Origin of the sequence: Candidatus Afararchaeum irisae, assembly GCA_034190545.1 — an archaeon.
GTDB classification, from domain to species: domain Archaea; phylum Halobacteriota; class Halobacteria; order Halobacteriales; family Afararchaeaceae; genus Afararchaeum; species Afararchaeum irisae.
In genome coordinates, this window is record JAXIOF010000110.1 from 1 (window position 1) to 22,404 (window position 22,404).

Annotated in this window: 23 protein-coding genes and 1 pseudogene; 11 read left to right on the forward strand and 13 right to left on the reverse strand. The window is 57.5% G+C overall.

The features are described 5' to 3' along the window. Positions 1-259: 259 nt before the first annotated feature. The 7 genes from SV253_09975 to SV253_10005 form a co-directional block, all read right to left on the reverse strand. Positions 260-511 carry a type II toxin-antitoxin system RelE/ParE family toxin gene (locus SV253_09975; protein MDY6776377.1) on the reverse strand — a complete coding sequence of 84 codons (252 nt, stop codon included), beginning with the start codon at positions 509-511 and terminating at the stop codon, positions 260-262. Positions 512-523: 12 nt separating this feature from the next. Further along, positions 524-856, reverse strand: coding sequence for a winged helix-turn-helix transcriptional regulator (locus tag SV253_09980; GenBank protein MDY6776378.1), 333 nt, complete (start codon positions 854-856; stop codon positions 524-526). 239 nt (positions 857-1,095) lie between these two features. Further along, the gene (locus SV253_09985; GenBank protein MDY6776379.1) at positions 1,096-2,430 is read right to left on the reverse strand and encodes a glutamate-5-semialdehyde dehydrogenase; all 1,335 of its coding nucleotides are present in this window, start codon (positions 2,428-2,430) and stop codon (positions 1,096-1,098) included. Positions 2,431-2,481: 51 nt separating this feature from the next. Further along, the gene (proB, locus tag SV253_09990; protein ID MDY6776380.1) at positions 2,482-3,363 is read right to left on the reverse strand and encodes a glutamate 5-kinase; all 882 of its coding nucleotides are present in this window, start codon (positions 3,361-3,363) and stop codon (positions 2,482-2,484) included. A 6-nt stretch (positions 3,364-3,369) separates the two neighbouring features. After that, on the reverse strand, positions 3,370-4,164 hold the full coding sequence (gene proC / locus SV253_09995; GenBank protein ID MDY6776381.1) for a pyrroline-5-carboxylate reductase: 795 nt from the start codon (positions 4,162-4,164) through the stop codon (positions 3,370-3,372). Positions 4,165-4,451: 287 nt separating this feature from the next. Next, the gene (locus SV253_10000) at positions 4,452-4,637 is read right to left on the reverse strand and encodes a hypothetical protein (GenBank protein MDY6776382.1); all 186 of its coding nucleotides are present in this window, start codon (positions 4,635-4,637) and stop codon (positions 4,452-4,454) included. A gap of 70 nt (positions 4,638-4,707) precedes the next feature. Then, entirely contained in the window at positions 4,708-4,932 is a 225-nt protein-coding gene (locus SV253_10005) for a hypothetical protein (protein ID MDY6776383.1), read from the reverse strand. Between the two features lie 524 nt (positions 4,933-5,456). Here SV253_10005 and SV253_10010 point away from each other — a divergent pair. The 6 genes and pseudogenes from SV253_10010 (at position 5,457) to hjc (ending at position 11,532) form a co-directional block, all read left to right on the forward strand. Further along, positions 5,457-6,929: a phenylalanine--tRNA ligase subunit alpha gene (locus SV253_10010; GenBank protein ID MDY6776384.1), complete on the forward strand. Its 1,473-nt coding sequence runs from the start codon at positions 5,457-5,459 to the stop codon at positions 6,927-6,929. After that, entirely contained in the window at positions 6,920-8,632 is a 1,713-nt protein-coding gene (gene pheT / locus SV253_10015; GenBank protein MDY6776385.1) for a phenylalanine--tRNA ligase subunit beta, read from the forward strand. The genes SV253_10010 and pheT overlap by 10 nt, the downstream gene beginning before the upstream one ends. A 39-nt stretch (positions 8,633-8,671) precedes the next feature. After that, the gene (locus SV253_10020) at positions 8,672-9,577 is read left to right on the forward strand and encodes a dihydroorotate dehydrogenase (protein ID MDY6776386.1); all 906 of its coding nucleotides are present in this window, start codon (positions 8,672-8,674) and stop codon (positions 9,575-9,577) included. Further along, a complete protein-coding gene (locus SV253_10025; GenBank protein ID MDY6776387.1) occupies positions 9,574-10,353 on the forward strand; it encodes a dihydroorotate dehydrogenase electron transfer subunit in 780 nt (259 codons plus the stop codon). The genes SV253_10020 and SV253_10025 overlap by 4 nt, the downstream gene beginning before the upstream one ends. 25 nt (positions 10,354-10,378) lie before the next feature. Continuing rightward, positions 10,379-11,095: a fumarylacetoacetate hydrolase family protein gene (locus tag SV253_10030; GenBank protein ID MDY6776388.1), complete on the forward strand. Its 717-nt coding sequence runs from the start codon at positions 10,379-10,381 to the stop codon at positions 11,093-11,095. A gap of 2 nt (positions 11,096-11,097) precedes the next feature. Continuing rightward, positions 11,098-11,532 (forward strand): annotated as a pseudogene (gene hjc, locus SV253_10035) (Holliday junction resolvase Hjc). A 24-nt stretch (positions 11,533-11,556) separates the two neighbouring features. On the opposite strand, the gene SV253_10040 reads toward hjc, so the two are convergent. After that, the gene (locus SV253_10040) at positions 11,557-12,510 is read right to left on the reverse strand and encodes a hypothetical protein (protein ID MDY6776389.1); all 954 of its coding nucleotides are present in this window, start codon (positions 12,508-12,510) and stop codon (positions 11,557-11,559) included. A 105-nt stretch (positions 12,511-12,615) separates the two neighbouring features. Between SV253_10040 and SV253_10045 the strand changes: the two genes are divergently transcribed. After that, positions 12,616-13,077 carry a hypothetical protein gene (locus SV253_10045; GenBank protein MDY6776390.1) on the forward strand — a complete coding sequence of 154 codons (462 nt, stop codon included), beginning with the start codon at positions 12,616-12,618 and terminating at the stop codon, positions 13,075-13,077. A 31-nt stretch (positions 13,078-13,108) separates the two neighbouring features. Beyond that, on the forward strand, positions 13,109-13,321 hold the full coding sequence (locus tag SV253_10050; GenBank protein ID MDY6776391.1) for a ubiquitin-like small modifier protein 2: 213 nt from the start codon (positions 13,109-13,111) through the stop codon (positions 13,319-13,321). Here SV253_10050 and cobD read toward each other — a convergent pair. Genes cobD through SV253_10075 form a run of 5 tightly spaced genes read right to left on the reverse strand, consistent with a single transcriptional unit; the run spans position 13,304 to position 17,282 of the window. Continuing rightward, complete coding sequence (cobD, locus tag SV253_10055; protein MDY6776392.1) at positions 13,304-14,350, reverse strand: threonine-phosphate decarboxylase CobD; 1,047 nt, start codon at positions 14,348-14,350, stop codon at positions 13,304-13,306. The two genes, SV253_10050 and cobD, sit on opposite strands and share 18 nt — an antisense overlap. 13 nt (positions 14,351-14,363) lie before the next feature. Next, the gene (locus SV253_10060; GenBank protein MDY6776393.1) at positions 14,364-14,948 is read right to left on the reverse strand and encodes an NTP transferase domain-containing protein; all 585 of its coding nucleotides are present in this window, start codon (positions 14,946-14,948) and stop codon (positions 14,364-14,366) included. After that, a complete protein-coding gene (cobS, locus tag SV253_10065) occupies positions 14,948-15,775 on the reverse strand; it encodes an adenosylcobinamide-GDP ribazoletransferase (protein ID MDY6776394.1) in 828 nt (275 codons plus the stop codon). The genes SV253_10060 and cobS overlap by 1 nt, the downstream gene beginning before the upstream one ends. Continuing rightward, positions 15,706-16,626 (reverse strand): adenosylcobinamide-phosphate synthase CbiB, encoded by a 921-nt coding sequence (cbiB, locus tag SV253_10070; protein MDY6776395.1) that lies wholly within the window; start codon positions 16,624-16,626, stop codon positions 15,706-15,708. The genes cobS and cbiB overlap by 70 nt, the downstream gene beginning before the upstream one ends. After that, positions 16,623-17,282 (reverse strand): HAD family hydrolase, encoded by a 660-nt coding sequence (locus SV253_10075; protein ID MDY6776396.1) that lies wholly within the window; start codon positions 17,280-17,282, stop codon positions 16,623-16,625. Before SV253_10075 ends, cbiB begins: the two co-directional genes overlap by 4 nt. A 118-nt stretch (positions 17,283-17,400) precedes the next feature. Here SV253_10075 and SV253_10080 point away from each other — a divergent pair, with 118 nt between their 5' ends. The 3 genes from SV253_10080 to lonB all read left to right on the forward strand — a co-directional run bounded on the left by SV253_10080 (position 17,401) and on the right by lonB (position 22,314). Next, positions 17,401-19,050 (forward strand): iron ABC transporter permease, encoded by a 1,650-nt coding sequence (locus tag SV253_10080; protein MDY6776397.1) that lies wholly within the window; start codon positions 17,401-17,403, stop codon positions 19,048-19,050. Next, complete coding sequence (locus SV253_10085) at positions 19,040-20,269, forward strand: ABC transporter ATP-binding protein (GenBank protein MDY6776398.1); 1,230 nt, start codon at positions 19,040-19,042, stop codon at positions 20,267-20,269. Before SV253_10080 ends, SV253_10085 begins: the two co-directional genes overlap by 11 nt. Before the next feature lie 68 nt (positions 20,270-20,337). Then, a complete protein-coding gene (gene lonB / locus SV253_10090; protein ID MDY6776399.1) occupies positions 20,338-22,314 on the forward strand; it encodes an ATP-dependent protease LonB in 1,977 nt (658 codons plus the stop codon). Positions 22,315-22,404 lie beyond the last annotated feature (90 nt).

A 22,404-nucleotide genomic window follows, 5' to 3' on the forward strand; every position in this document is an offset into this window, starting at 1 on the left:
CCATTACCAACACCAGCGTCTCTATCGGTAAAACAGTTCCCTAGACACTATGAGACGGGATCTTAGCCTGGTACTTCGACTAAGTAGTTACTTAGCCTGTTAGCTAAGAGATTTGACAGGGTATTTTTGGAGACATAGGAATTATAGCTGATTACCCACCCCTTCGTGACGAAGAAGTTTCAATCTCTTCTGAGTTTTCTAACCTTCTGAGACGCCGCAAACAGTAGAAAACCCAGAAGAGGGACTGAAACCCAAGAAGTTAAGCGTCGTATATTCCATCTCTTTTTCCGAAGTCGGTTACATATAGGACGTCTTTGGTCTTATCCCAGTCGACTAGGACGCGGTAATCCCCGACACGTATACGGTATCCTTCATCTCCTATGAGAGGTTTGAGATAGTGGTCAGGGTTCTCTGACACGTCCCGTATCTTTGACTTGACACGTTCTTTTTCATGGTCGTCGAGATCGTTGATTCGGTCGAGGACGGTCTCGGCTACGTGTACGTCTGTCATGACGCGTACGACTCAGACTTCTTCTAATGGTACGGTGTTACCTTCTTCTATGTCGTCACGCGCCTCCTCGACTCGTTTCTTAGCTTCTTCCGAGAGACGAGGTGCTACTTTAGCCCACCACACTACGGCACGAGCACCGGCTTGTTTTCTCCCGACAAGTCCGTCTTCCTTCATCTTTTTTAGCCTGTAGGTAACTGTACTCTTGGTTATTGGTAGTTCCTCAGCAAGCTCGGGTGCAGTCATAGGCTCTCCGGTTCGGTCGAATATTTTGAGTATATCTTGGTCTGTTACTTTCTTCTTGAATTTTCCTCCTTTACCTCGGGGTCTGTCGTTGTCTTCAGTCATATTTCCATCTTTGTAATGAGGCGAGTTAACCTTTCTGTACGTACCATGGTGGTACGTGTCGGAAGGCTTTATTTCGTAGAAGGGCAGCCGAGTAGGTGGAAAATACCGACAGATACGGTCTTGCCGGAATAGTCAGAACTCAGGTATATGACCCAACCGAAGAGTCCAACGGCTAATCTAATCGAAAGACGTAGAGATGAAACTTCTTAGAAACCGAAGTAAGAAGTACAGAGCCGAACTCAGCCCCAGTCCTCGTCTATGTCTACGTGAGTGAACTCCTTCGCGTCGTCTCCTGTGTAGTCGGCGACTATCTGCCCGTCACCCTCTATGTAGTACTTGTAGGTCGTGAGTCCGTCGAGACCCACGGGACCTCTCGCGTGTATCTTGCCGGTGCTGATACCGACCTCGGCGCCTAATCCGTACCTGTATCCGTCGCTGAACCGTGTCGAGGCGTTGTGGTAGACACTCGCCGAGTCGACCGACGTCATGAAGTCGTGTGCTGTCTCGTGGTTCTCGGTCACGACGGAGTCTGTGTGCTTCGATCCGTAGGTGTTGACGTGGTCGATAGCCTCGTCAGACGACCCTACGACCTTGACCGAGATTATGAGGTCGCCGTACTCAGTCGACCAGTCTTCGTCAGTCGCCTCCTTGGCGTCGATGACCTCGCGGGTCGCGTCGTCTCCTCTGACCTCGACGCCGGTCTCCTCGTACCTCTCGGCTATACGTGGCAGGAACTCTTCGGCGACGTCGCCGTGGACGAGGACTGTCTCGGCTGCGTTACACGCCGCGGGGTACTGTACCTTCGAGTCGTAGGCGATATTTACGGCGTCGTCGAGATCGGCTTCGTCGTCGACGTAGACGTGGCAGATGCCCTCGGTATGTCCTAAGACGGGTATCTTGGTGTTGTCCTGTATCATCTCGACGAACTCGGTGCTTCCCCTCGGCATAACGAGGTCTATCGAGTCGTTCATTCCGAGTATCGTCTCGACGTCCTCGCGCGCCTCGATTAGCTGTGCCCAGCCGTCGGGGACTAGATCCGGATCTACATTCTCAGTAGCGTCTCTTATGGCGTCGAAGAGTACCCTATTCGACTCCTTCGCCTCGCTTCCTCCCTTGAGTATCACCGAGTTACCCGAACGGAGACACAGAGACGCGATCTGAGGAAGTGCGTCGGGTCTCGACTCGAAGACAGAGCCGACGACTCCTATAGGAACTGTGACCTTGTAGAGGTCGAGATCTTCGTCGAGCTCTCTCGCGGAGGTCGTCTCGCCGAGAGGGTCTTCCTGTTCGGCGACGCTTCTCACCATCTCGGCTATCTCCTCGACCTTAGTCTCCGAGAGCTTGAGACGGTCGACGAGAACCTGACTGTACTCGCCCTTTTCGAGCATCTCCTCCGCCTCCTCGACGTCGACGGCGTTGGCTTCAAGTATCTCGTCTGTCCTCGCCTCTATCTCGTCGGCTATCGCCCTCAGAGCCTCTGCCCTGTCCTCGTCGGACGTCCTCGCGAGCCTGAGTGCGGCTTCCTCGGCTTCCTCGACCTTCTGTTCGGTGGGTACCTGTTGGCGTACTGTCATTGTTGTGTATTAGCTCTCTACCTGTGTATCCTTTTCCCTCTCATCCCTATACTACTCGTCGTTACCGTCTTCCTCGTCTCGGTTCACGGGGAGGAAGAGAGTCCCTACTACGTCGCCCTCGGCTATCCGTTCGAGGACGTCCTCTTCGGCTGACCCCGCGATCACGGCGGGAACCCCTCTCTCGTTGACCTTCCTCGCGCCGTCGACCTTCGTCTCTATGCCTCCGAATCCACCGCTCGAAGTCTCGTCTACGAGTTCACGTATCTCGTCGAAGTCCTCGCCGACCTCCCTGACTATCTCGGCGTCTGGGTTCTCCTTCGGGTTCTCGGTGTAGACTCCACCTACATCTGTGAGTGTGACGAGTAGGTCGGCGTCGACTCCCGTGGCGATAGACGACGAGATTATGTCGTTGTCGCCTATCTTGATCTCCTCGACAGCTATCGCGTCGTTCTCATTTATGATTGGTACGACACCCCAGTCGAAGAGTGTCTCGACCGTGTTTCTGAAGTTGGTGAACCTGTCGGTGTCGTTGAGATCCTCGTGAGTGATGAGTATCTGCGCGACCTCGACGCCGTACCTCTCGAAGCTCTCGGAGTACCGTCTCATGAGACGGCTCTGTCCTATCGTCGAGGCAGCCTGTATGTCCTCTATCGAGTCGGTGGGATGGTCGACACGTCCCTTTCCCGCGCCGACTGCGCCCGACGATACGAGTATGACCTCCTTTCCGCGTTCGACGAGATCCATGAGGTCGTCGACGAGCTTGTCGAGCTTCGAGTCATCGAGGTTAGAGTCTTCGTCTGTGAGCGAGTTGGTTCCCGCCTTGACGACGACCCTCTTCGCGTCGGCTGCGATACGTCTCGCCTCGTCGGCTTCCGTGTGTACCGTCGCTCCTCCGTCTGTACTCCTCGTTTTTTGTATATCGCTGTCTTGCATCTTATCTCACCCGTTCTGAATCTCGTCTGATATCTCGACGGATCGCTCCTCGGCTGCCTCTACGGCTTCCCCGACCTTCTGACTCACGTCGCTGTCACGCAGAACCTTCATTCCCTCGATAGTCGTGCCCCCGGGGGAACAGACCGCGTCTATGAGGTCTTCGAGGTCGCCGTCGTGTCTCATTACAGTCTCGGCGGCTCCCTTGAAGGTCTGTGCGGCGAGTCTCTCGGCGTCTTCGTCTTCGAAACCCGACTCGACACCCGCTTCTGCCATCGACTTTATGAGGTAGAAGACGAAGGCGGGTCCACTTCCGTTGATCGCAGTCGCGGCGTCCATCAGATCCTCATCTATCTCGACGAAGCTCCCGAGGTCGTCGAGGATACGACGGAGTTCGGGGGTCATACCGACGTTCGAGGCGACTGCCGCAGCCATCTCACGGCTCTCGGCTGCGAGGTTGGGCATCACCCTGTAGACCTTCGCATCGGTTCTGTCTTCGAGGTACTCAAGCCTGACTCCCGCGGCGAACGAGACTAGAGACTGGTCGGACGACAGGTCGAGCTCGTCGAGGACACCGCCGATGTCGCCGGGCTTTACCGAGAGAACGACTACCTTCGAGTCGCCCGCCTCGGATGTCTCTGTCGTAGTCTTAGTCGTCGACGCGTAAGCCTCGGCGTCTTCGAGCTTCGGTGGGTTCCTGTCACAGACAGTTACCGAGTAGCCACCGGCTTCTGAGAGTCCTTTTACGACTGCACTTCCCTGGTTTCCGTACCCTATGACGCTAACGCTAATATCTGAGGTCATGTTATGTTTGAGATCTGTATTAATTAGTTCAGAAGACCGCCTACCGAGGAAGACGGGGTCTTGGCAGGACGGGAGCATCCGAAGAAAGAGGAAGAGGGGGCACACGGCTCGGGAACAGAGAGACCGTTCGTCTAACTGTCCGTATCCAAGTCGCCGTGTCCGTCTGAGTCTGCATTTGACTCAGAGACGGCTCCTTGAGTTATAAGGCTTTTCGGTTCTCGTCTGTCGCACCGTACCGCACACGTATCGACCCGAATCCGTGTGTCGGCGTGCGTTTCGACTCTGTGTCAGAGACAGTCGTCGAGGTCGACGGGCTCCTCTGTTCTTATCCATGCGAGCGGGTTCTCAGTCTCGTAGAACATAGTGTCTCCCGACTCGGTCTCGTAAGACTCGACCTCTCTCCGGATGTCGTCTTCGGGTGCGTCTCTCGAATCGGAGCTATCGCGGTTATCGTTAAATCCCCCTACGGACATTCTTGTGATTCCCCCACGTCATAGATAGGCACGCCCCTATATAATCCTTGTGAACAGTTATCAGATCAGATCACTTGTACATCTTCTCGTCGAGATCCGGGAAGTCGATGTTCGAGTCGGCGAAGGCTCCCCTGACACGGCTCTCATAGAGGAGCATTCCGAGGTCGAGGACTGCCTGCGGAGGAACCCTGACGTCGTCGTCGAACGACGACTCGCTCCAGGAGTTGTACTCCTCGACCACGTCCATTGCGTCCTTGAGACTCCTGAGCATCAGCGACTTGTATCTGTCTTTCATTAGATCCGTTTAGCCGTCGGGAGCGTGACCTCCTCCCCGTCGTGAACGACGGGGCTTCCCGTACCGCAGCGGTGGGAGATTTGCTGGTTTGCAGACGCGTCGCATGACGAGCCTCCTGGCGGGGCCATGCCGCCGTTACTCCTATCTTGTGAAGGATTCGGAGTTACCGTGCGTGGGAATCCAGCGGTCCGAAGGGGATTCCTTCAGACGTAGATGCCCGAATCCGATATTATCCGTTTACGACGGCGGCAGGACCGCCTCGGTGTAGGTCATGCAACGGGCTGCAGAATAATAAATCTCGGGTTGCAGCATCGCTGTCGGGTGTTTCTCGGAGCGGACGCGATTCACTCCCGCCCTGCTCAGTCCTCGGTTCCGACTGAGCGTCGGAACGCTCGTCCTTCGCGGAAAGGGCGGGATTCTCTCGCTGAATCAAGATAGATAACTGTCGAATGCTTATCCAACACGGACGTGACGACAGGACTAAGGGCGACGTTCTCTTCGGTAAGAACAGACAGAGTGGTAAGATGGAAACCGATCTAACAGACAGTCAGACGAGGGTTCTCGAGGCCGTGTCCAAAGAAGGCGAGACGACTGTAGACGACCTCGCCGACGAGACGGGTCTAGGAAGAGGTCCTGTCGAACAGGCGGTCTTCGACCTACAGGGGCTGGGACTCGTCGAGGTCGACGAGGAGACCGAGGTCAGGTACGAACTCACCGACGAGGGGGAGGAGTACGCCGAAAACGAGCTTCCCGAGAGACGTCTCCACAGCTACCTCGTCGAGGAAGACGGTGCTGAGATGTCGGAGCTACAGGAGATCGACGGCTTCAACGTCGGAATAGGACATCTCAGGAGTAAGGGCTGGGCGGAGATAGACGACGGATTCGTAGAGCCAAAAGACGCACCCGAGGGCGACGACGAGAGAGGACTTGAGACTCTATCCTCGGGCGGGGAGATAGACGAGGAGAATGGCGAGGAGCTGGAGAGACGTGGTCTAGTCTCGGATAAGACGGTACGGACTGTCACAGTCGGTCTCACACGTGAGGGCGAGGAGGCTCTGAGCATGAGCGAGGTGGATTCGGGAGCCGAGAAGGTCGGAGAGCTGACACACGAGATGCTCGCGACGGGAGACTGGAGGGACAGGGAGTTCGCGTCGTACAACGTCGAGGCGGAGCCTCCGGAGGAGTTCGGAGGGCGCGAGCACATACTCAGACAGCTCGCAAACCGTGTCAAGGAGGTTCTGACGAGCATGGGGTTCAAGGAGATGGAAGGACCCCACGTCGACTCGGAGTTCTACATAAACGACTGTCTCTTCATGCCCCAGGATCATCCCGCGAGAACACACTGGGACAAGTTCAACATAGAAGATCCGAGCCATGTCTCCGACCTTCCGGATTTCGCCGACGATGTCGAGAGGATGCACCACGAGGGAGCCGAGGGAGGAGAGGGCTACCACTCCGACTGGGAGAGAGACGTCGCTCGGCGTCTCAACCTGAGGGGACACACGACTTCTCTGACGGTACGTTACCTCGCACAGGATCTCGAACCCCCACAGAGATTCTTCAGCGTCGACAAGGTCTACAGGAACGACACACTCGACCCGACTCATCTCCTCGAGTTCTACCAGATAGAGGGCTGGGTGATGGCACGTGACCTCTCAGTGCGTGACCTGATGGGAACCTTCGAGGAGTTCTACAACAGGTTCGGAATAGAGGAGATAGAGTTCAAGCCGCATTACAATCCCTATACGGAGCCGAGCTTCGAGATATTCGGCGAACATCCCGAGACGGGGGAGCTCATAGAGATAGGGAACTCGGGAATGTTCAGACGTGAGGTACTCGAACCCCACGGTATAGACGACGACGTCGAGGTCATCGCGTGGGGACTCGCTCTCGAACGTCTTCTGATGCTTATCTACGGATTCGAGGACATACGTGACGTACACGGAACACTCGCTGACCTGGAGCTTCTGAGGGAGGTGCCCGTACTATGGCAGTAATAGAGATAGAGATAGACGAACTGAGGAGACTTGTAGGGAGAGAGCTATCGAAAGACGAGGTCATAGACGACCTCTTCGAGCTGGGTGTAGAGTTCGAGTACGAGGAAGACGGCACTCTCGGATTCGAGGTAGTCCCCGACAGACCCGACCGTCTGAGCGTCGAGGGTCTCGCGCGGTCGCTGAGGTACGACTACGGGATAGACAAGGGTGTCTACGTCCCCGAGACGACCGAGGGCGACCTGACGGTACGTGTCGACGACTCCGTCTCGGAGGTACGTCCCTACGTTACCGCCGCGGTCGTGAGAGACGTCGATCTGAGCGGCGGCGTCTTGGACTCGATCATACAGCTTCAGGAGAAGCTACATTCGACAGTCGGAAGGAGACGCAACAAGGGTGCGATAGGAGTCCACGACCTCTCGATGATAAAGGGGAACGAGATACTCTATAAGGGGGTCGACCCCGACGGCGAGAGCTTCGTGCCTCTCGACATAGGCGAAGACGGCTCCGAAGAGAAGAACCTGAGAGAGATGACCCCGAGAGAGGTCATGGAAGACCATCCCGTAGGACGTGAGTACGCCTCTATACTCGAAGGACACGACCGTGTCCCCGCGATCTACGACAGCATAGGTCTCTTCTCGTTCCCGCCCGTCATAAACGGACAGAGGACACGCGTGACCGAGAGGACACGTGACCTTCTCATAGAGCTAACGGGAACCTACGAGTGGACTATCGACAAGATGCTCAACATACTCCTCTACGCGCTCGACGCGAGAGGGGGACAGATAGAGGAGGTCGAGGTCGTCTACGAGAACCAGCCGCGGCGTCTCAAGCCCGACCTCTCTACGAAGACGAAGTCGGTGACACACGACCGCATAGAGTCGGTTCTCGGAACAGAGTTCTCGGAGGACGAGGTCGTCGAGTACCTCGAAAGGTCGGGTATGGAGGCGACACCGAGAGACGACGGCTACGGTGTCAGAGTCCCGCCGTACAGAACCGACATCAAGCATCCCCTCGACGTCATAGACGACATAGGACGCGCCTACGGATTCAACTCGATGGAGCCGAGGTACCCCGACGTCTCGACGGTCGGTGAGCTATCCGACTCGACACGTATAGAGAACGCCGTCAGGAAGCAGTTAGTTGGGCTCGGCTTCCAGGATCTACTCAACTTCGTCCTCACGAGTCCCGAGTCGAACTACGACGGCATGCGTACCTCCGAAGGCGAAGGCGAAGGCGACGACGAGGTGGGATTCGAGGACTGTATACGGATAGAGAATCCCTACAGCGAGGACTACTCGATGATGAGAACGTGGCTGCTGCCGTCTGTCATCGAGGTTCTGTCGAACAACACCCACCGTGAGTATCCCCAGAACCTCTCTGAGATAGGAACAGTAGCCGAGAAGGACGAGACCGGCGAGACAGGTGTCCGTGAGACCAAACACGTCTCCGCGGTCGTCTGTGGAACCGAAGCCGGCTACGAGGCTGCGAAGGCTCGTCTCAACTCGCTCGTCGACGACTTCGGCTCCGACCTCGAAACACCCGCGACTCACCATCCCTCGTTCATAGACGGTAGATCCGCGAGCGTCGTGATCGACGGTGACGACGTAGGTGTGATAGGCGAGATACATCCCGAGATACTCGCCGAGAACGAGATTACGATGCCTGTGGCGGGATTCGAGTTCGAGTTAGACGCTCTGCGTTGATCGGTACTAACTAATACGCTCGACTCCGTCTTTGTCCTAATGAAAGTAGATGTAGCGGGAGTCGAGTTCGACAGCCCGGTTCTTCTCGCGTCGGGTATACTCGGCTCCACGGGAGAGTCGCTCAACCGTGTCCTGAGAGAGGGCGCGGGGGGTGTAGTGACTAAGAGCGTCGGAACCGAGGTGCGTAAGGGACATCCCGGACCCAACGTCTTCGCCGACGACTCGGGCGAGTACGCTCTCAACGCCGTCGGTCTCTCGAATCCCTCTAAGGAGTTCGACGACGAGGTCGAGAAGGTCGAAGGAACCACTGTCGTGAGCATATTCGGAGGCACAGCCGAGGAGTTCGCCGACCTGGCGTCACATTTCGAGGAGTACGCCGACTGCCTCGAACTCAACGTCTCGTGTCCCCACGCAGAGGGCTACGGTACTGACATAGGAGCCGACCCCGATCTGACACGCGATGTGACGGAGGCTGTCGTCGAGACGGTCGATGTTCCCGTCTGGGTCAAGCTCACCCCGAATGTCACTGACATAGCCGAGATAGGTCTATCCGCCGAGGAAGCGGGTGCCGACGCAGTCGTCGCTATAAACACAGTGGGAGCGATGGCGATAGACACTCAAACCGCGTATCCCATACTCGGAAACGGAGAGGGGGGAATGAGCGGCTCGGCTGTCAAGCCTATCGCTGTGAGATCTGTCTATGAGCTCTACGAGGCTCTCGATATTCCCATCGTGGGAGTCGGCGGGGTGTCGTCGCCCGACGACGCGATAGAGATGATGCTCGCTGGAGCGTCACTCGTCGAAGTGGGTACGGCGGTGAAAGACGACATCGGCGTCTTCGACGAGATAAGCCGAGGCATAGACGAGTACTCCGACGAGAAGGGCTGGAGCCACGACGAGATCGTCGGAAAGACACACGAGGTAGTCAAGGAGGCTGAGGAATGAGACCCATAGATCTCGAAGTTACCGAAGTTATCGAGGAGGGAGACGGAATAGCCACACTCAGATTCGACAGGGAGTTCGACGTCTCGGCGGGGAACTACGGCATGTTCTGGGTCAGAGGAGTCGACGAGGTTCCGATGAGCTTCTCGTACCCCGACGGCATCACGGTTAGGGCAATAGGAGAGACGACCCAAGCTATGACAGAGATGGAGGTCGGCGACTCGCTCGGCGTGAGAGGACCCTTCGGAGAGAGCTTCGACCTGCCCGACTCGGACTCAGGAGAGGTCGTGGTAGTCGGAGGCGGAACCGGAATGGCTCCAGTGGCTCTACTCACCGAGGAAGCGGCTCGTGAGGGTCTCGACGTCACGACTCTCATAGGCGCAGCGACTGCCGACGAAGTAGTCTTCGAACAGCGTCTCTCGTCGCTCGACGGCGTCGATGTTAGAGTGGCGACAGACGACGGAACGAAGGGGCACGAGGGATATGTGACTGAGCTTCTCGACGGCTACGACGCCGACGACGTAGATATGGTCGCGTCGTGTGGTCCCGAGCCGATGATGGCGAAGGTTCTCGAAAGATACGACGAGGAAGACGTCGAAGTTCGGTTCAGCCTCGAAAGGTACATGAAATGCGGGATAGGGATCTGTGGCTCGTGCTGTATCGACGACACGGGATCACGTGTCTGTGCTGACGGTCCAGTCTACGACGGAGACAGCCTGAGAGGCGGCGAGTTCGGAGTCTACCACCGCGACGCCGCGGGAAGGAAAGAAGAGTTTTGACCTTCGAGACTCGAAGAAGACAGTAATGCTGGAAGCACGTTTCGAGTTCGACGGCGAGGTGTACGAGGGCGTCGTAGTACAGGACGAGATTCTGACCGAGGACGCCGAGTTTCCGATAGGCGAAGTCGAGATACTCCCTCCGTCAGTCCCTTCGAAGGTCGTCGCCGTCGGAATGAACTACGCCGAACACGCCGAGGAGCTCGGATCAGAGGTTCCCGACTTCCCGCTTCTCTTCTTCAAGCCACCCAGCTCTGTCATCGGACACGGCGACGTAGTCGAGTATCCCGAGACCACCGACAGGCTAGAGTACGAGGGCGAGATAGGTGTCGTAATAGACTCACGGTGTAAGGACGTCTCTGTCGACGAGGCAGCCGAGTACATACGGGGATACACGTGTGTCAACGACGTCACGGCACGTGACTGGCAGGAGAAGGAGAGCCAGTGGGCGCGCGCTAAGGGCATGGACGGCTTCTGTCCAGTCGGACCCTTTGTACAGACCGACCTCTCTGACTCTATCGGCGTAGAGACAGTAGTCAACGGCGAGGTGCGCCAGTCGGCGAACACCGACGACACAGTCTTCTCGATACCCGAGATAGTCTCGGAGGTCTCACGGTTCATGACACTCGAAGAGGGAGACGTCATAGCCACGGGAACCCCCGAGGGCGTCGGGGAGATAGAGAGAGGCGACACCGTCGAGGTCGAGGTCGAGGACGTCGGTACACTCTCGAACGAGGTGGTCTGAGGGTGGCGAATCCGCAAGGAAGAAAGGGGGCGTCACGTGAGCGTGAACTCGTCGATATGCTCTGGGAGGAGGGCTTCGGAGTGATTAGAGCCCCCGCGTCTGGAAGCGCGACACAGAGGGCTCTCCCCGACATACTCGCGGGCGACGGGTCGAGGTACATCGCCGTCGAGGCGAAAGCGAGCGCGAAAGACGTCGTCTACATCGACGGCGACGAGATAGAGTCGCTCCGTGAGTTCTCCGACAGGTTCGGCGCACGTATGCGTGTGGGTGTGAGATTCAACAACGAGAACTGGTACTTCTTCCATCCCGCTGACTTACATATCACAGACGGCGGCAACTACCGCGTCAAGAGAGAAGCGGCTCTGAGAGAGGGCGAGGACTTCGAAGAGCTAGTCGGAAAGACGCGACAGATGCGTCTCGGAGAAACCGATGACGAGTAAAAACAAACGGATACTTATTAATCACCTCTCGAAGTCTTCCTTACCCTTACCGCCCGACATCTTTACTGTGTGAGCCTCACACGGTTCGAGGTCGTCTAGCTTCGTCTCGTGGTAGTCGCAGTAGGGCGACGACGTACCTCCGTCCTCGACGTATTCGAGATATATACAGTTGCCGCAGTACCTGTCTCCCGTGAACCCCGAGTCTGTCGGGACGTTGTCGAGAGAACGCGGCTCCTGAGCAGGCGACTCGAACTCGGGCTCGGTCTCTGTCGCCGAGGTGTCGTCTCCGAGTATCTCGGCGTCAGTTCCGTCTCCTCTTCCACCGCCTCCACTTCCACCTCCGCCGGATGTCGACGACGAGAGGGATGTCGAGAGGGACGTCGAGGACATATCAGAGACAGCCATCGATCCGAAGCCACCGCTCCCCGAGTCGTCAGTCGTGGAAGCCGCCGACTTGACCGGCTCGCCTTCGTCCTCGTCGGAGTAGCCGACAGAGATCGGCTTCCCAGGCGATGAGAGCTCTATCCTGAGTTCGAGGTCGAGTATCGACTTGAAGAGCGCGAGGAACTCGATTACAGAGCCGCCGCCGTAGACTAAGACGACTGTCCACGTCAGGTCGGTGGGGTCGCCGTGCCACATATGGGGATAGACGTAGGTGAATACGAGTATTCCGACGAAAGACGTTCCTACACCCACGAGGGCTATCCTCCTGTCCTCCCACGACGCCGGGAGTACCGTGAATATACCGAGGAAGGTCACCGGAACGCCTATACCCGCGAATATACCTCCTATCCCCCACTGTTCGGTCGGGTTCGAAGCGCCGAAGAGACCCCCCACGGTCTCCGAGACGCTTATTATACCGCCGAGGAGAACCAGGAACACCCCGAAGCCCACGAGTCCTAAGCCGATGTACAGACGTCTCTCGGTCTCTATCTCGCCGACCCTACGTCTGTACTTCTCTCGGATGCCCGCCATGTGACTCAGTAGTATACGAGGAACAATAGTCTTTCGCTCATTGTTAACTAAAGTCGGAGTTTGAGCCTGAGCAAATGCTTTCAAGCCTCGACGGTATCTAAGGACATGAGACGCAGAGAGCTACTCGGAGCCATAGGAACCGTAGCAGTTGCGGGATGTACGTCACTAGACGGCGGAGGCGGAGATGACTCCGGAACGCGAACGCGTTATGTGTCGAGTTCGTTCTCAGCCGCGTCAGGCAACTGTGGAACACAGACTGACGAGGAGCCCGAGGTCGAGTTCAACAAGAAGGATCTCACTGTTTCGGTCTCGGGTGTCCTCAACGGAAGAGACACGTGTGAGACGGCGGAGATAGCCTCGGCGGAGTACTCGTCCGACGACGACAGCTTCAGAGTCGAGATCGAGACTGTGAAACACGACACCGACAAGATGTGTGCCCAGTGTATCACCGAGATAGAGTACTCGGCGAAGTTCGGCTTTGAGGGCGGTCTGCCGTCGAAGGTCACAGTAGTTGAGTCAGACACCAACGGAACCGAGTCGACGACAGTTCTGCGGTCGGGCTCGTAAACCTCTAAAGAGTCGGCGTCCAACCTCGTGTATGGAGATAACTGCCGAGGTCATGAACGGCGACAGCTACGAGGTCGAGGTCGAAGACGACGCCGTCTATGCCGAGATACTCGACGAGGTCGGCTTAAACCCCGAGGGAGCCGTCGTCGTAGTCGAGGGGAGACCCGTACCCGAGGACGGACGCGTGTCTGAGGATATCGAGGAGGTGAAGGTCATGAGAACCGTCTCAGGCGGAAGAGGATAGTACTTCTTCGAGTGCTTCGAGTAAGACGGTGTTTTCCTCCGGAGTTCTGACGGCTACCCTTACGGTGTCTTCGAGACCCTCGAAGCTCGAACAGTCTCTCACGAGGACTCCGTTTTGGTGTCCGAGTAGCTCCTCGACTGCCTCCTCCGAAGACAGGGGTGAGACGTCGACGAGGAGGAAGTTGGTCGCCGACTCGGTGACTACCCTTTCCCCGAGTCTCTCGACGATCCTCTCTCGCTCCGACTCGATGGCTTCGACCGACTCCTCGACGTAGTCGGTGTGTCTCGCCGCCTCCTTTCCGACCTCCGCCGCGGCTGTGTTGACGTTCCACGCGGGTCTTGCCGCTTCGACGGCTTCGACTGTCTCGCCTCGTGCGACAACGTAGCCGAGACGTAGACCCGGAATACCGAACGACTTAGTGAGGCTGTGGACTGCGACGGCGTTCTCGGGTAGTTCGGGCGCGACGGACTCTCCGCGTGACAGGTCGATGAACGCCTCGTCGACTACGAGGTACGAGCCGCGGTCAGAGAGGGCTTCGGCGACTTCGAGAATCTCGTCTCTACGTGTCAGCTCGCCCGTTGGATTGTTGGGATTACAGACGAAGGCTACGTCGGGCTGGACTGAGACGACCGACTCGGTGTCTGGTGGTGTGCCGTATTCCACGACCTCGGCTCCGTGTAGACGTGCCTCCCTCGCGTACTCCGCAAAGCCGGGGGAGGGCACAGCTACGGTATCACCTTCGTCCACGACAACCGACGAGACGAGACGCAGTGCCTCCGCGGCACCGTTAGTCGGCACGACGTTGTCACGTGAGACCCCACACAGACGCGACAGCGACTCCCTCAGGTCGGAGTACGAGTCGTCGGGATACTCTCCGACCGAGTCGAAAGCCGACTCGTAGGCTTCTCGGAGTGCCTCGGGCGGAGGATACGGATTTATGTTGGCACTGAAGTCGATCACGTCCCCGTGGTGGCTCTTCTGTCCGCCGTGGAAAGCTCTTCCCTCCTCGATCAGGTCTTTCGTGTTCATGTTCATCTTCTGTTTATCCGTGGATGTCGGTGTTGTTGTCAGTGTCGTCTCGGATCATCTGTCTCGCCACCTCGGCGTCGTGGGCGGTGTTTACGTTGACAGCGAGACGTTCGTCGTCGGTAACGATACGTTTCTCACCGCCCTCCTCGCCTACTATGTTGAGACCCGTCGGAACCGTGCCGTCGTATACCTTAGAGTCGTCTACGTCGACCCCGACCGACTCACGGAGTCTGAGAGACGTAGCTACTGTCAACGACCTTCCGTCGTACTCCTCGAGGACGTCGTTAACGAGGTCGGGCTGAATAAGGGGAATGTCAGTCGTCACAGTCAGAACCGGCGTTCCGATCTCCTCGACGCAGTAGCCGAGGTCTTCGACGTATCCGTCTCCCGGTGTTGGTATCAGACGTATATCCTCGGACTCGAGGTAACGTCTTGTCTCGGGGGTATGTGGCGAGACGGCGACATAGATCCCGTCGAGACTCGAGGCTTCGAGTGACTCAACGACACGGTCGACCATCGGCTTTCCGCCTATACTCAGAAGAGGCTTCTCGACGTGTATGCCCGAACGTTCGAGACGAGTGCCTCTTCCGCCCGCCATCACAAGACAGTCGATACTAACACCCCCGCGAGGAGAGACGTGAGACGGACTACTTCGTTGGTCGCGCCGAAGACATCCCCCGAGACGCCCCCGAAAGCACGTCCCGAGAGCCAAGTCACGGATACTCCGGCTCCTAATCCCGCGAGTAGCGACGTTACACCGACAGTCTCCGAGGGGACGGCTGCGACGAGAACGGCTGCGAGGACGACTGAGACAGCCGCGTGCCACGGTGGTGTCGACTCGGTGTGGCGCGAGCCGTGTCCCTCGTGAGATGCCGTGGCGAGACAGATCTGTAACGAGACAGCCGTCTTCGCGGTGACCTCGGATACGAAGACGGCTGAGACAGCCGCAGGGAGACCGAGACCAGAGACTGAGGACGAGACTGCGTAGAGACCGACGGCATATACCGAGACAGCGAGGCTCCCTCCTATACCCGTGTCGAGATCCCTCATAGCCTCACGTCTCTCGCTCTCGGAGCCGTGTGCGGATAAGCCGTCGGCGAAGTCGGCGAGTCCGTCGGAGTGGTTTATGCCCTGTAATCCGAAGAGGGCTAATAAGTAGAGGAAGCCACCGACCTCGGGTGGTAGATCCGGATAGACCAGTCCGAGGACGGCTACCGACATCACGCCTCCGACCACACCTCCGACTACGGGAAAGACGAATCCGTTCGATGAGAACGCCTCGAAGTCTCTCTTAGACCTTCCGACGGGTATACGTGTCATCCAGCCGAGACCACCGAGGAACGCCCTTACTGTCTCTATAGTACCACGCCCCCTAATACGAGTGAGACTGACAGTAGGCTGACGACGACGACTCCTCCGAGCCAGACGGCTCTCACACCTTTCTCTACGTCCTCGACAGCGGGGTAGTCGGCGTCAGTCGCTCCGACGACGTAATGTTGGTTCTTCTCCAGACGTACCCCGAGACCCGCTCCGAGCGACGACATAGGGAGTCCCGAGTTGGGGGACGAGACCCTGTCAGTCTGTCTCAACGGAGAGGTCACAGCCTTTAGAGACGCTGTCGTGACCGCGAGGACGACGACTGAGAGACGTGCCGGCACGAAAGAGGCGACGTCGTCGGTACGTGCACTCACATATCCCGCTCTTCCCTCCGAGACGTATCCCACCATTGAGTCCGCCGTGTTTATGACCCTGTAACCCACGGCGGCTCCGACGCCGTACTCGACCCCTGCTAACGAGAAGACACCGAAGTAAAAGACGGGGGCGAGGAATCCGTCGACGAAGTTCTCCGAGAGGCTCTCGACGACAGCACTCCTTACCTCCCCGGGGGAGAGGTCGGAGGCGTCCCTTCCGGCGAGAGCACGCAGACGGTAACGTGCCTCATCGATGTCGTCGTCTGTGAGAGCCGTGACCTCGGTCGCCGTCTCGACGAACTCAGTGAGAGAGAACGTCGATGTCAGGAGGTAAGCTCCCAAGACGGCTGTGAGCCAAGACGGTGACACGGTCAGGACACCGACGGAGACGGCGACTGAGACACCGAGAGGTACCAGAAGGGTCGGAAGACCGTAGACCGACTCGAACCGCCAGTCACTCAGACGGTCTATGAGGATACCGACCCAGACCACAGGATGGAGCCTCTGACGTGGCTCTCCGAAGACAACGTCGAGGAAGAACGCGCCGAGGAGAATAGTGATAGTCATAGTGATAGTCATAGTCATCTCAGAATCTCCGTAGCCTCCGAGACTGTGCCGACGACGTAGTCGGGCTCATAACCATATTCGTATCCGTTTTCGTCGTCTCTCCCTTCGACGAGACACGTCGTGACGCCCGCTCTCTCGCCGCCTTCGACGTCGGCTTCTGTGTCACCTATATGAACCGCGTCGTCGGGTCTCACACCGAGTCTTCCGAGAGCCTCATCGAAGGGCTCGGGACTCGGTTTCCTGTGTCCTACCTCTACGCTCGAAACCCACGTGTCGAGGACTGTGTCGAGATCCGTCTCGTCCACCACCTTCTCGACGAGTCCCTCTACGCTCGCATTCGAGACTACGGCTGTCCTCGATACCTCCGACGCCTCCTCGACTGCTTCGAGGGCTCCGTCTATGGGACTCAGATCCGCGTCGAAGAAGACCTCCTCAACTGTTCGCCGTGCCTCGTGCCTGTCTACCTCACAGCCGAGTCTCGATAAGGTCTCGGAGACGTGGTCTGTAAGAGGAACCTCGACTTCACGCCTCCTCTCGTCGTAGACAGCGACGTACTCACGTCTGAAGTCGTCGGGAGAGACACCGAACGAAGACGCCGACTCAGAGATCGAGTCGAAGGGGTCGGCTTCGACAGTCACGAGAGTCCCGAAGAGGTCGAAGAGACACGCTCGCATCGGACGTAGATTCGTGTCTCGACGTCTTAACTCTTGTAGTACGGATCGACAGCTATATATCTTTTTAGGACGACCTAACTATTAAGTACCAAGTACCAGGTATGGGGTAGACTGACAGATGGAACACGACGACGAGGCACAGGTAAGACGCGGACACCGACGCAGAGACACGGCGTCGAGCCTCATCAGACACGGATTACTCTCTGACGGCTCGGCTGGTCTCAAGGCGGTGAGTCTGATAATAGGTATTCTCGTAGTCTCGCCTCTAGTCTGGCTCGTGGTGAGAGCCTCGGAGGTCGAGTACTCACGTGCGGTAGATCTCGTACTCAGCGCGTCGACTCTCGGTGTCTTTCTCAACAGCATAGGTCTCGTCTTCGGGGTCACAGTGCTCTCAGTTCTTATAGGAGTCCCCGCGGCGTTCCTGACTGTACGTACCGACGTTCCGTTCAGGAGACTCTGGACCGTCGTCCTGTCGCTCCCACTCGTCGTCCCGAGCTACATAGGTGCGTTCGCATTCGTCTCGGCTTCGAGTCCTCGTGGGTTCTTCGGATGGATTCCGACACCGTACGGCTTTGTGGGAGCTGTCGTAGTTCTGACACTCTATACTTACCCCTACGTCTACATAACCACGAGGGCATCGCTCAAGAGCTTCGACACCAGCCTCGTCGACGCCGCGAGGACACTCAACGCGTCGAAATGGGAAGCCTTCAGAAAGGTGACAGTTCCGCATATACTTCCCGCGGTGGGTGCTGGCTCGCTTCTCGTGGCTCTCTACGCCCTCTCCGACTTCGGGACGCCCGCCATAATGAGGTTCGACTCGTTCACACGTGTGATATACAACGAGTACAACGCTATGGGACGTAACTTCGCGGCTCTTCTCTCAGTACAGCTTCTCCTCGTGACCTTCGTGATACTCGGAGCCGAGTCCTACCTCAGCGCGAAGTCGGGTTCGGGGTCGGGAGGAAACGCACGGGGCGCGGGTGCGGGTGCGGGAGGCAAGAAGAAGACACGTCTCGTCTCACTTGGCGTCTGGAGACTGCCCGCGGCGGCGGCGTGTGGGTCAGTGGGTCTCGTGGCTCTCGGGCTTCCCATAGGAATACTCGTGAGCTGGCTTCTACGTGACAGTCCGTCGTACGCTTCGTCCCTCGCCTTCGAGGCTTCGTACGCATTCAACTCGGTCTATGTCTCGCTGGGTGCGGCTTTAGTCGCCGGGGTCGCCGCGGTTCCAGTAGCCTATCTCTCGGCGAGAGACGACTCACGGCTGTCGAGTCTGATAGAGAGATCAACCTACATAGGATACGCGACCCCCGGAATTGTCGTGGGTCTCGCTCTCGTCTACCTCGGAGTCCTGTATCTCAGACCTCTCTACCAGACAGTCCCTCTTCTGGTATTCGCGTACGTGGTACGTTTCCTTCCTCAGTCGGTAGGCTCGACGAGGTCTTCGGTTCTACAGGTCAACTCGAGCCTCCCCGAGGCGGCGAGAAGTCTCGGGAGGTCGAAGCTCGGAGCTTTCCTGTCTGTGACACTTCCTCTGATCGCCCCGGGAGTCCTGGGAGGTGCCGCACTCGTCTTCCTGACGACTATGAAGGAGCTACCCGCGACCCTGATGCTGAGACCCACGGGGTTCAAGACCCTGGCGACACATATATGGACTGTGCAGGTTCAGGGGTACTACGGATACGCAGCAGTCTCAGCTCTCATACTCGTCTTAATCTCAGGAGTTTCTATGATTGTAATGATATCACAGGAGGGATACGATGTCGAATAGAGGAAAACAGTACGGAAGTAACGGCAGAGAGACAAGGGGAGGTCATGGAGACGCCGAGACCGACTCGATAGAGATAGGTAAGACAGTACTCGAACTCGACGGTGTCTACAAGGAGTACGGAGACACTGTAGCCGTCGACGGTCTGACGCTGTCGGTACACGAGGGAGAGTTACTCACGCTCGTGGGACCGAGTGGTGGGGGTAAGACGACAACGCTGCGTCTGATAGCAGGCTTAGAAGAGCCCGACTCAGGAGAGGTACGTGCTGGGGGCGAGGTCGTAGCCAACCCCGAGAAAGGCGTCTTCGCGGAGCCCGACGAGAGGGAGGTGGGGATAGTCTTCCAGGACTTCGCCCTCTTCCCCCATATGACTGCGGAGGAGAACATAGAGTTCGGTCTCGACGGTGTTTCTGACGACGAGAAGGAGAAGAAAGTCGACAGAATGCTCGAACTCGTGGGTCTCGAAGACGAGAGACACAGTACGCCCGACGAGTTATCGGGAGGTCAGAAACAACGTATCGCACTCGCAAGGTCGCTTGCCCCCGAGCCCGACATACTCCTCTTAGACGAGCCTTTCTCGAACCTCGACGTCGGACTCAGGGTCGAGATGCGCGAGGAGGTCAGGAGGATTCTGAAGGAGGCGGGCGTCACGGGAGTATCGGTGACACACGACCAGGAGGAGGCACTCTCGATAAGCGACAGGATAGGCGTGATGGAGGAAGGAGACATAGCACAGGTCGGACGTCCTGAGGAGGTCTTCCAGAACCCCGAGTCGAGGTTCGTAGCGGGATTCTTAGGACACGCTAGCTTCATATCCGGAACCGTAGGAGACGGATCTGTCTCGACACAGATAGGCGAGATAGACCTAGACGTGATAGAAGGGCTGACCTCGGAGTACGAAGGTGCGGAGGTCGACGTCCTCGTACGTCCCGACGACGTTATGGCTGTAACACCCGACTCTGACTACGACCACGACCCTAACTCAAGTTCTGAGACTGACCCCGATAGCCACGACGCACATGGAGAGATAGTCTACAGACAGTACAACGGACCCACCTTCATATACAGGGTTGAACTCGAAAACGGCGACAAGATAAGATGTATGCACAACCACGCCGACGACTTCGACCTCGGAAGCGAGGTCGACATAAAGCTGATCTCCGACCATCCCCTGACGTGGTATCCGAGAGACGACTCCGGGGAAGACGGAGACTCGGAGTAGTCGGGCAGAAAGTATATCAGTCCTCCGGAACTAATATAACGTAGTTAAGGTGTTTTAAGGAGATAACTATGAGCGACACTTATCACGATGAAGGAGATGAAGGAGGTGGAAACGAGACCGAGGTGGTCGAGACTCCCGACTCAGTTGACGAGGACGGGTCTGATGACGACCTCCTCGGGGGTCTTGACATAGAGACTACCGCTGACATAGAGATTCCCGACAGCCTCATAGAACAGGTCATAGGTCAGGATCACGCCGTCGAGGTCGTAAAGAAGGCGGCTGAACAGAAGAGACACGTGATGATGATCGGGTCGCCGGGTACTGGCAAGAGTATGCTCGCGAAGGCGATGACCGAGATTCTCCCGAAAGAGGATCTTCAGGACGTTCTCGTCTACCAGAACCCCGAAGACGAGAATAACCCCAAGATAAGGACTGTCCCCGCCGGAAAGGGCAAGGAGATAGTCGAGGCTCACCAGGAGGAGGCGAACAAACGCGACCAGATGAAGACGATACTGATGTGGATTATACTCATCGGTGTCGTCGGCTATTCGCTCCTCGCGGGACAGATACTCCTCGGTATACTCGCCGCGGGTGTGATATTCCTCGCCTTCCGTTACGGACAGCGCGACTCCGACACTGTCATACCTGAGCTTCTCGTCGACAACTCCGAGAGAGCGAAGGCTCCCTTCGAGGACGCAACGGGAGCACACGCTGGTGCCCTCCTCGGAGACGTCAGACACGACCCGTTCCAGAGCGGTGGACTCGGTACCCCCGCACACAACCGTGTCGAGGCGGGTGCTATACACGAGTCTAACAAGGGCGTCCTCTTCATAGACGAGATCAACACACTCGACGTCCGTAACCAGCAGAAGCTGATGACGGCGATACAGGAGGGCGAGTTCTCGATCACGGGACAGAGCGAACGCTCAAGCGGTGCGATGGTTCAGACCGACCCCGTGCCGTGTGACTTCGTGATGGTCGCGGCGGGTAACATGGACGCGATGGAGAACATGCATCCCGCTCTCCGCTCACGTATCAAGGGATACGGATACGAGGTTCACATGGAAGACACCATAGAGGACACTCCCGAGATGCGCCGCAAGTTCGCGCGTTTCGTCGCTCAGGAGGTCGACAAGGACGGCGAGATTCCCGACTTTGAGAAGGAAGCCGTCGAGGAGATTGTCAGAGAGGCACAGAGACGCGCGGGGCGTAAGGATCACCTCACGCTCAAGCTCAGGAACCTCGGAGGTCTCGTCCGTGCGGCGGGGGACATAGCCAACGAGGAAGGCGCGGATCTCGTGACGACCGACCACGTCCTCGAAGCCAAGAAGAGAGCGAGGTCGATAGAACAGCAGGTCTCCGACCAGTACATAGAGAGGAAGAAGGACTACGAGATGACAGTCAGCGAGGGCGGAATGGTCGGACGTGTCAACGGGCTCGCAGTCATGGGAGACGACTCGGGAATAGTCAAGCCCATAATGGCAGAGGTCACCCAGGGACAGGGTGAGGTCATAGCCACGGGTAAGCTCCAGGAGATCGCACAGGAGAGCGTCCAGAACGTGAGCGCTATAATCAAGAAGTTCACCGGGAAAGACATCAGCCAGATGGACGTCCACATACAGTTCGTCCAGTCGTACCAGGGGGTCGAGGGCGACTCGGCGAGCGTGACTGTCGCTACAGCCGTCATAAGCGCGCTCGAAGACGTCGCGGTCGACCAGAACGTCGCTATGACTGGCTCGCTCAGCGTCCGTGGAGACGTCCTACCCGTCGGTGGAGTGACCTACAAGATAGAGGCGGCGGCGAAAGCCGGAATCGAGAAGGTTCTGATACCCAAGGCGAACGAACAGGACGTCATGATAGAGGACGAGTACAAGGACATGGTTGAGATAGTCCCCGTCGAGAACCTGTCGGAGGTACTCGACCACGCTCTCGTAGAGAAGGACGGCAGGAAGAAGAGCCTACTCGACAAGCTCAAGTCGATTGCGACCGACGCGAGCGAGACCCTCGAAAACCAGAAGGGTCAGGGACAGCCGAGTCCTCAGTAAAGTAGAGTAAGGTCTTCTTTTCGTCTCTCTTCTATTTTTAGCTGAATGTAGGGCGCTAAGCCCCCTTCCTCAACGAGTAGCACAGTCCGC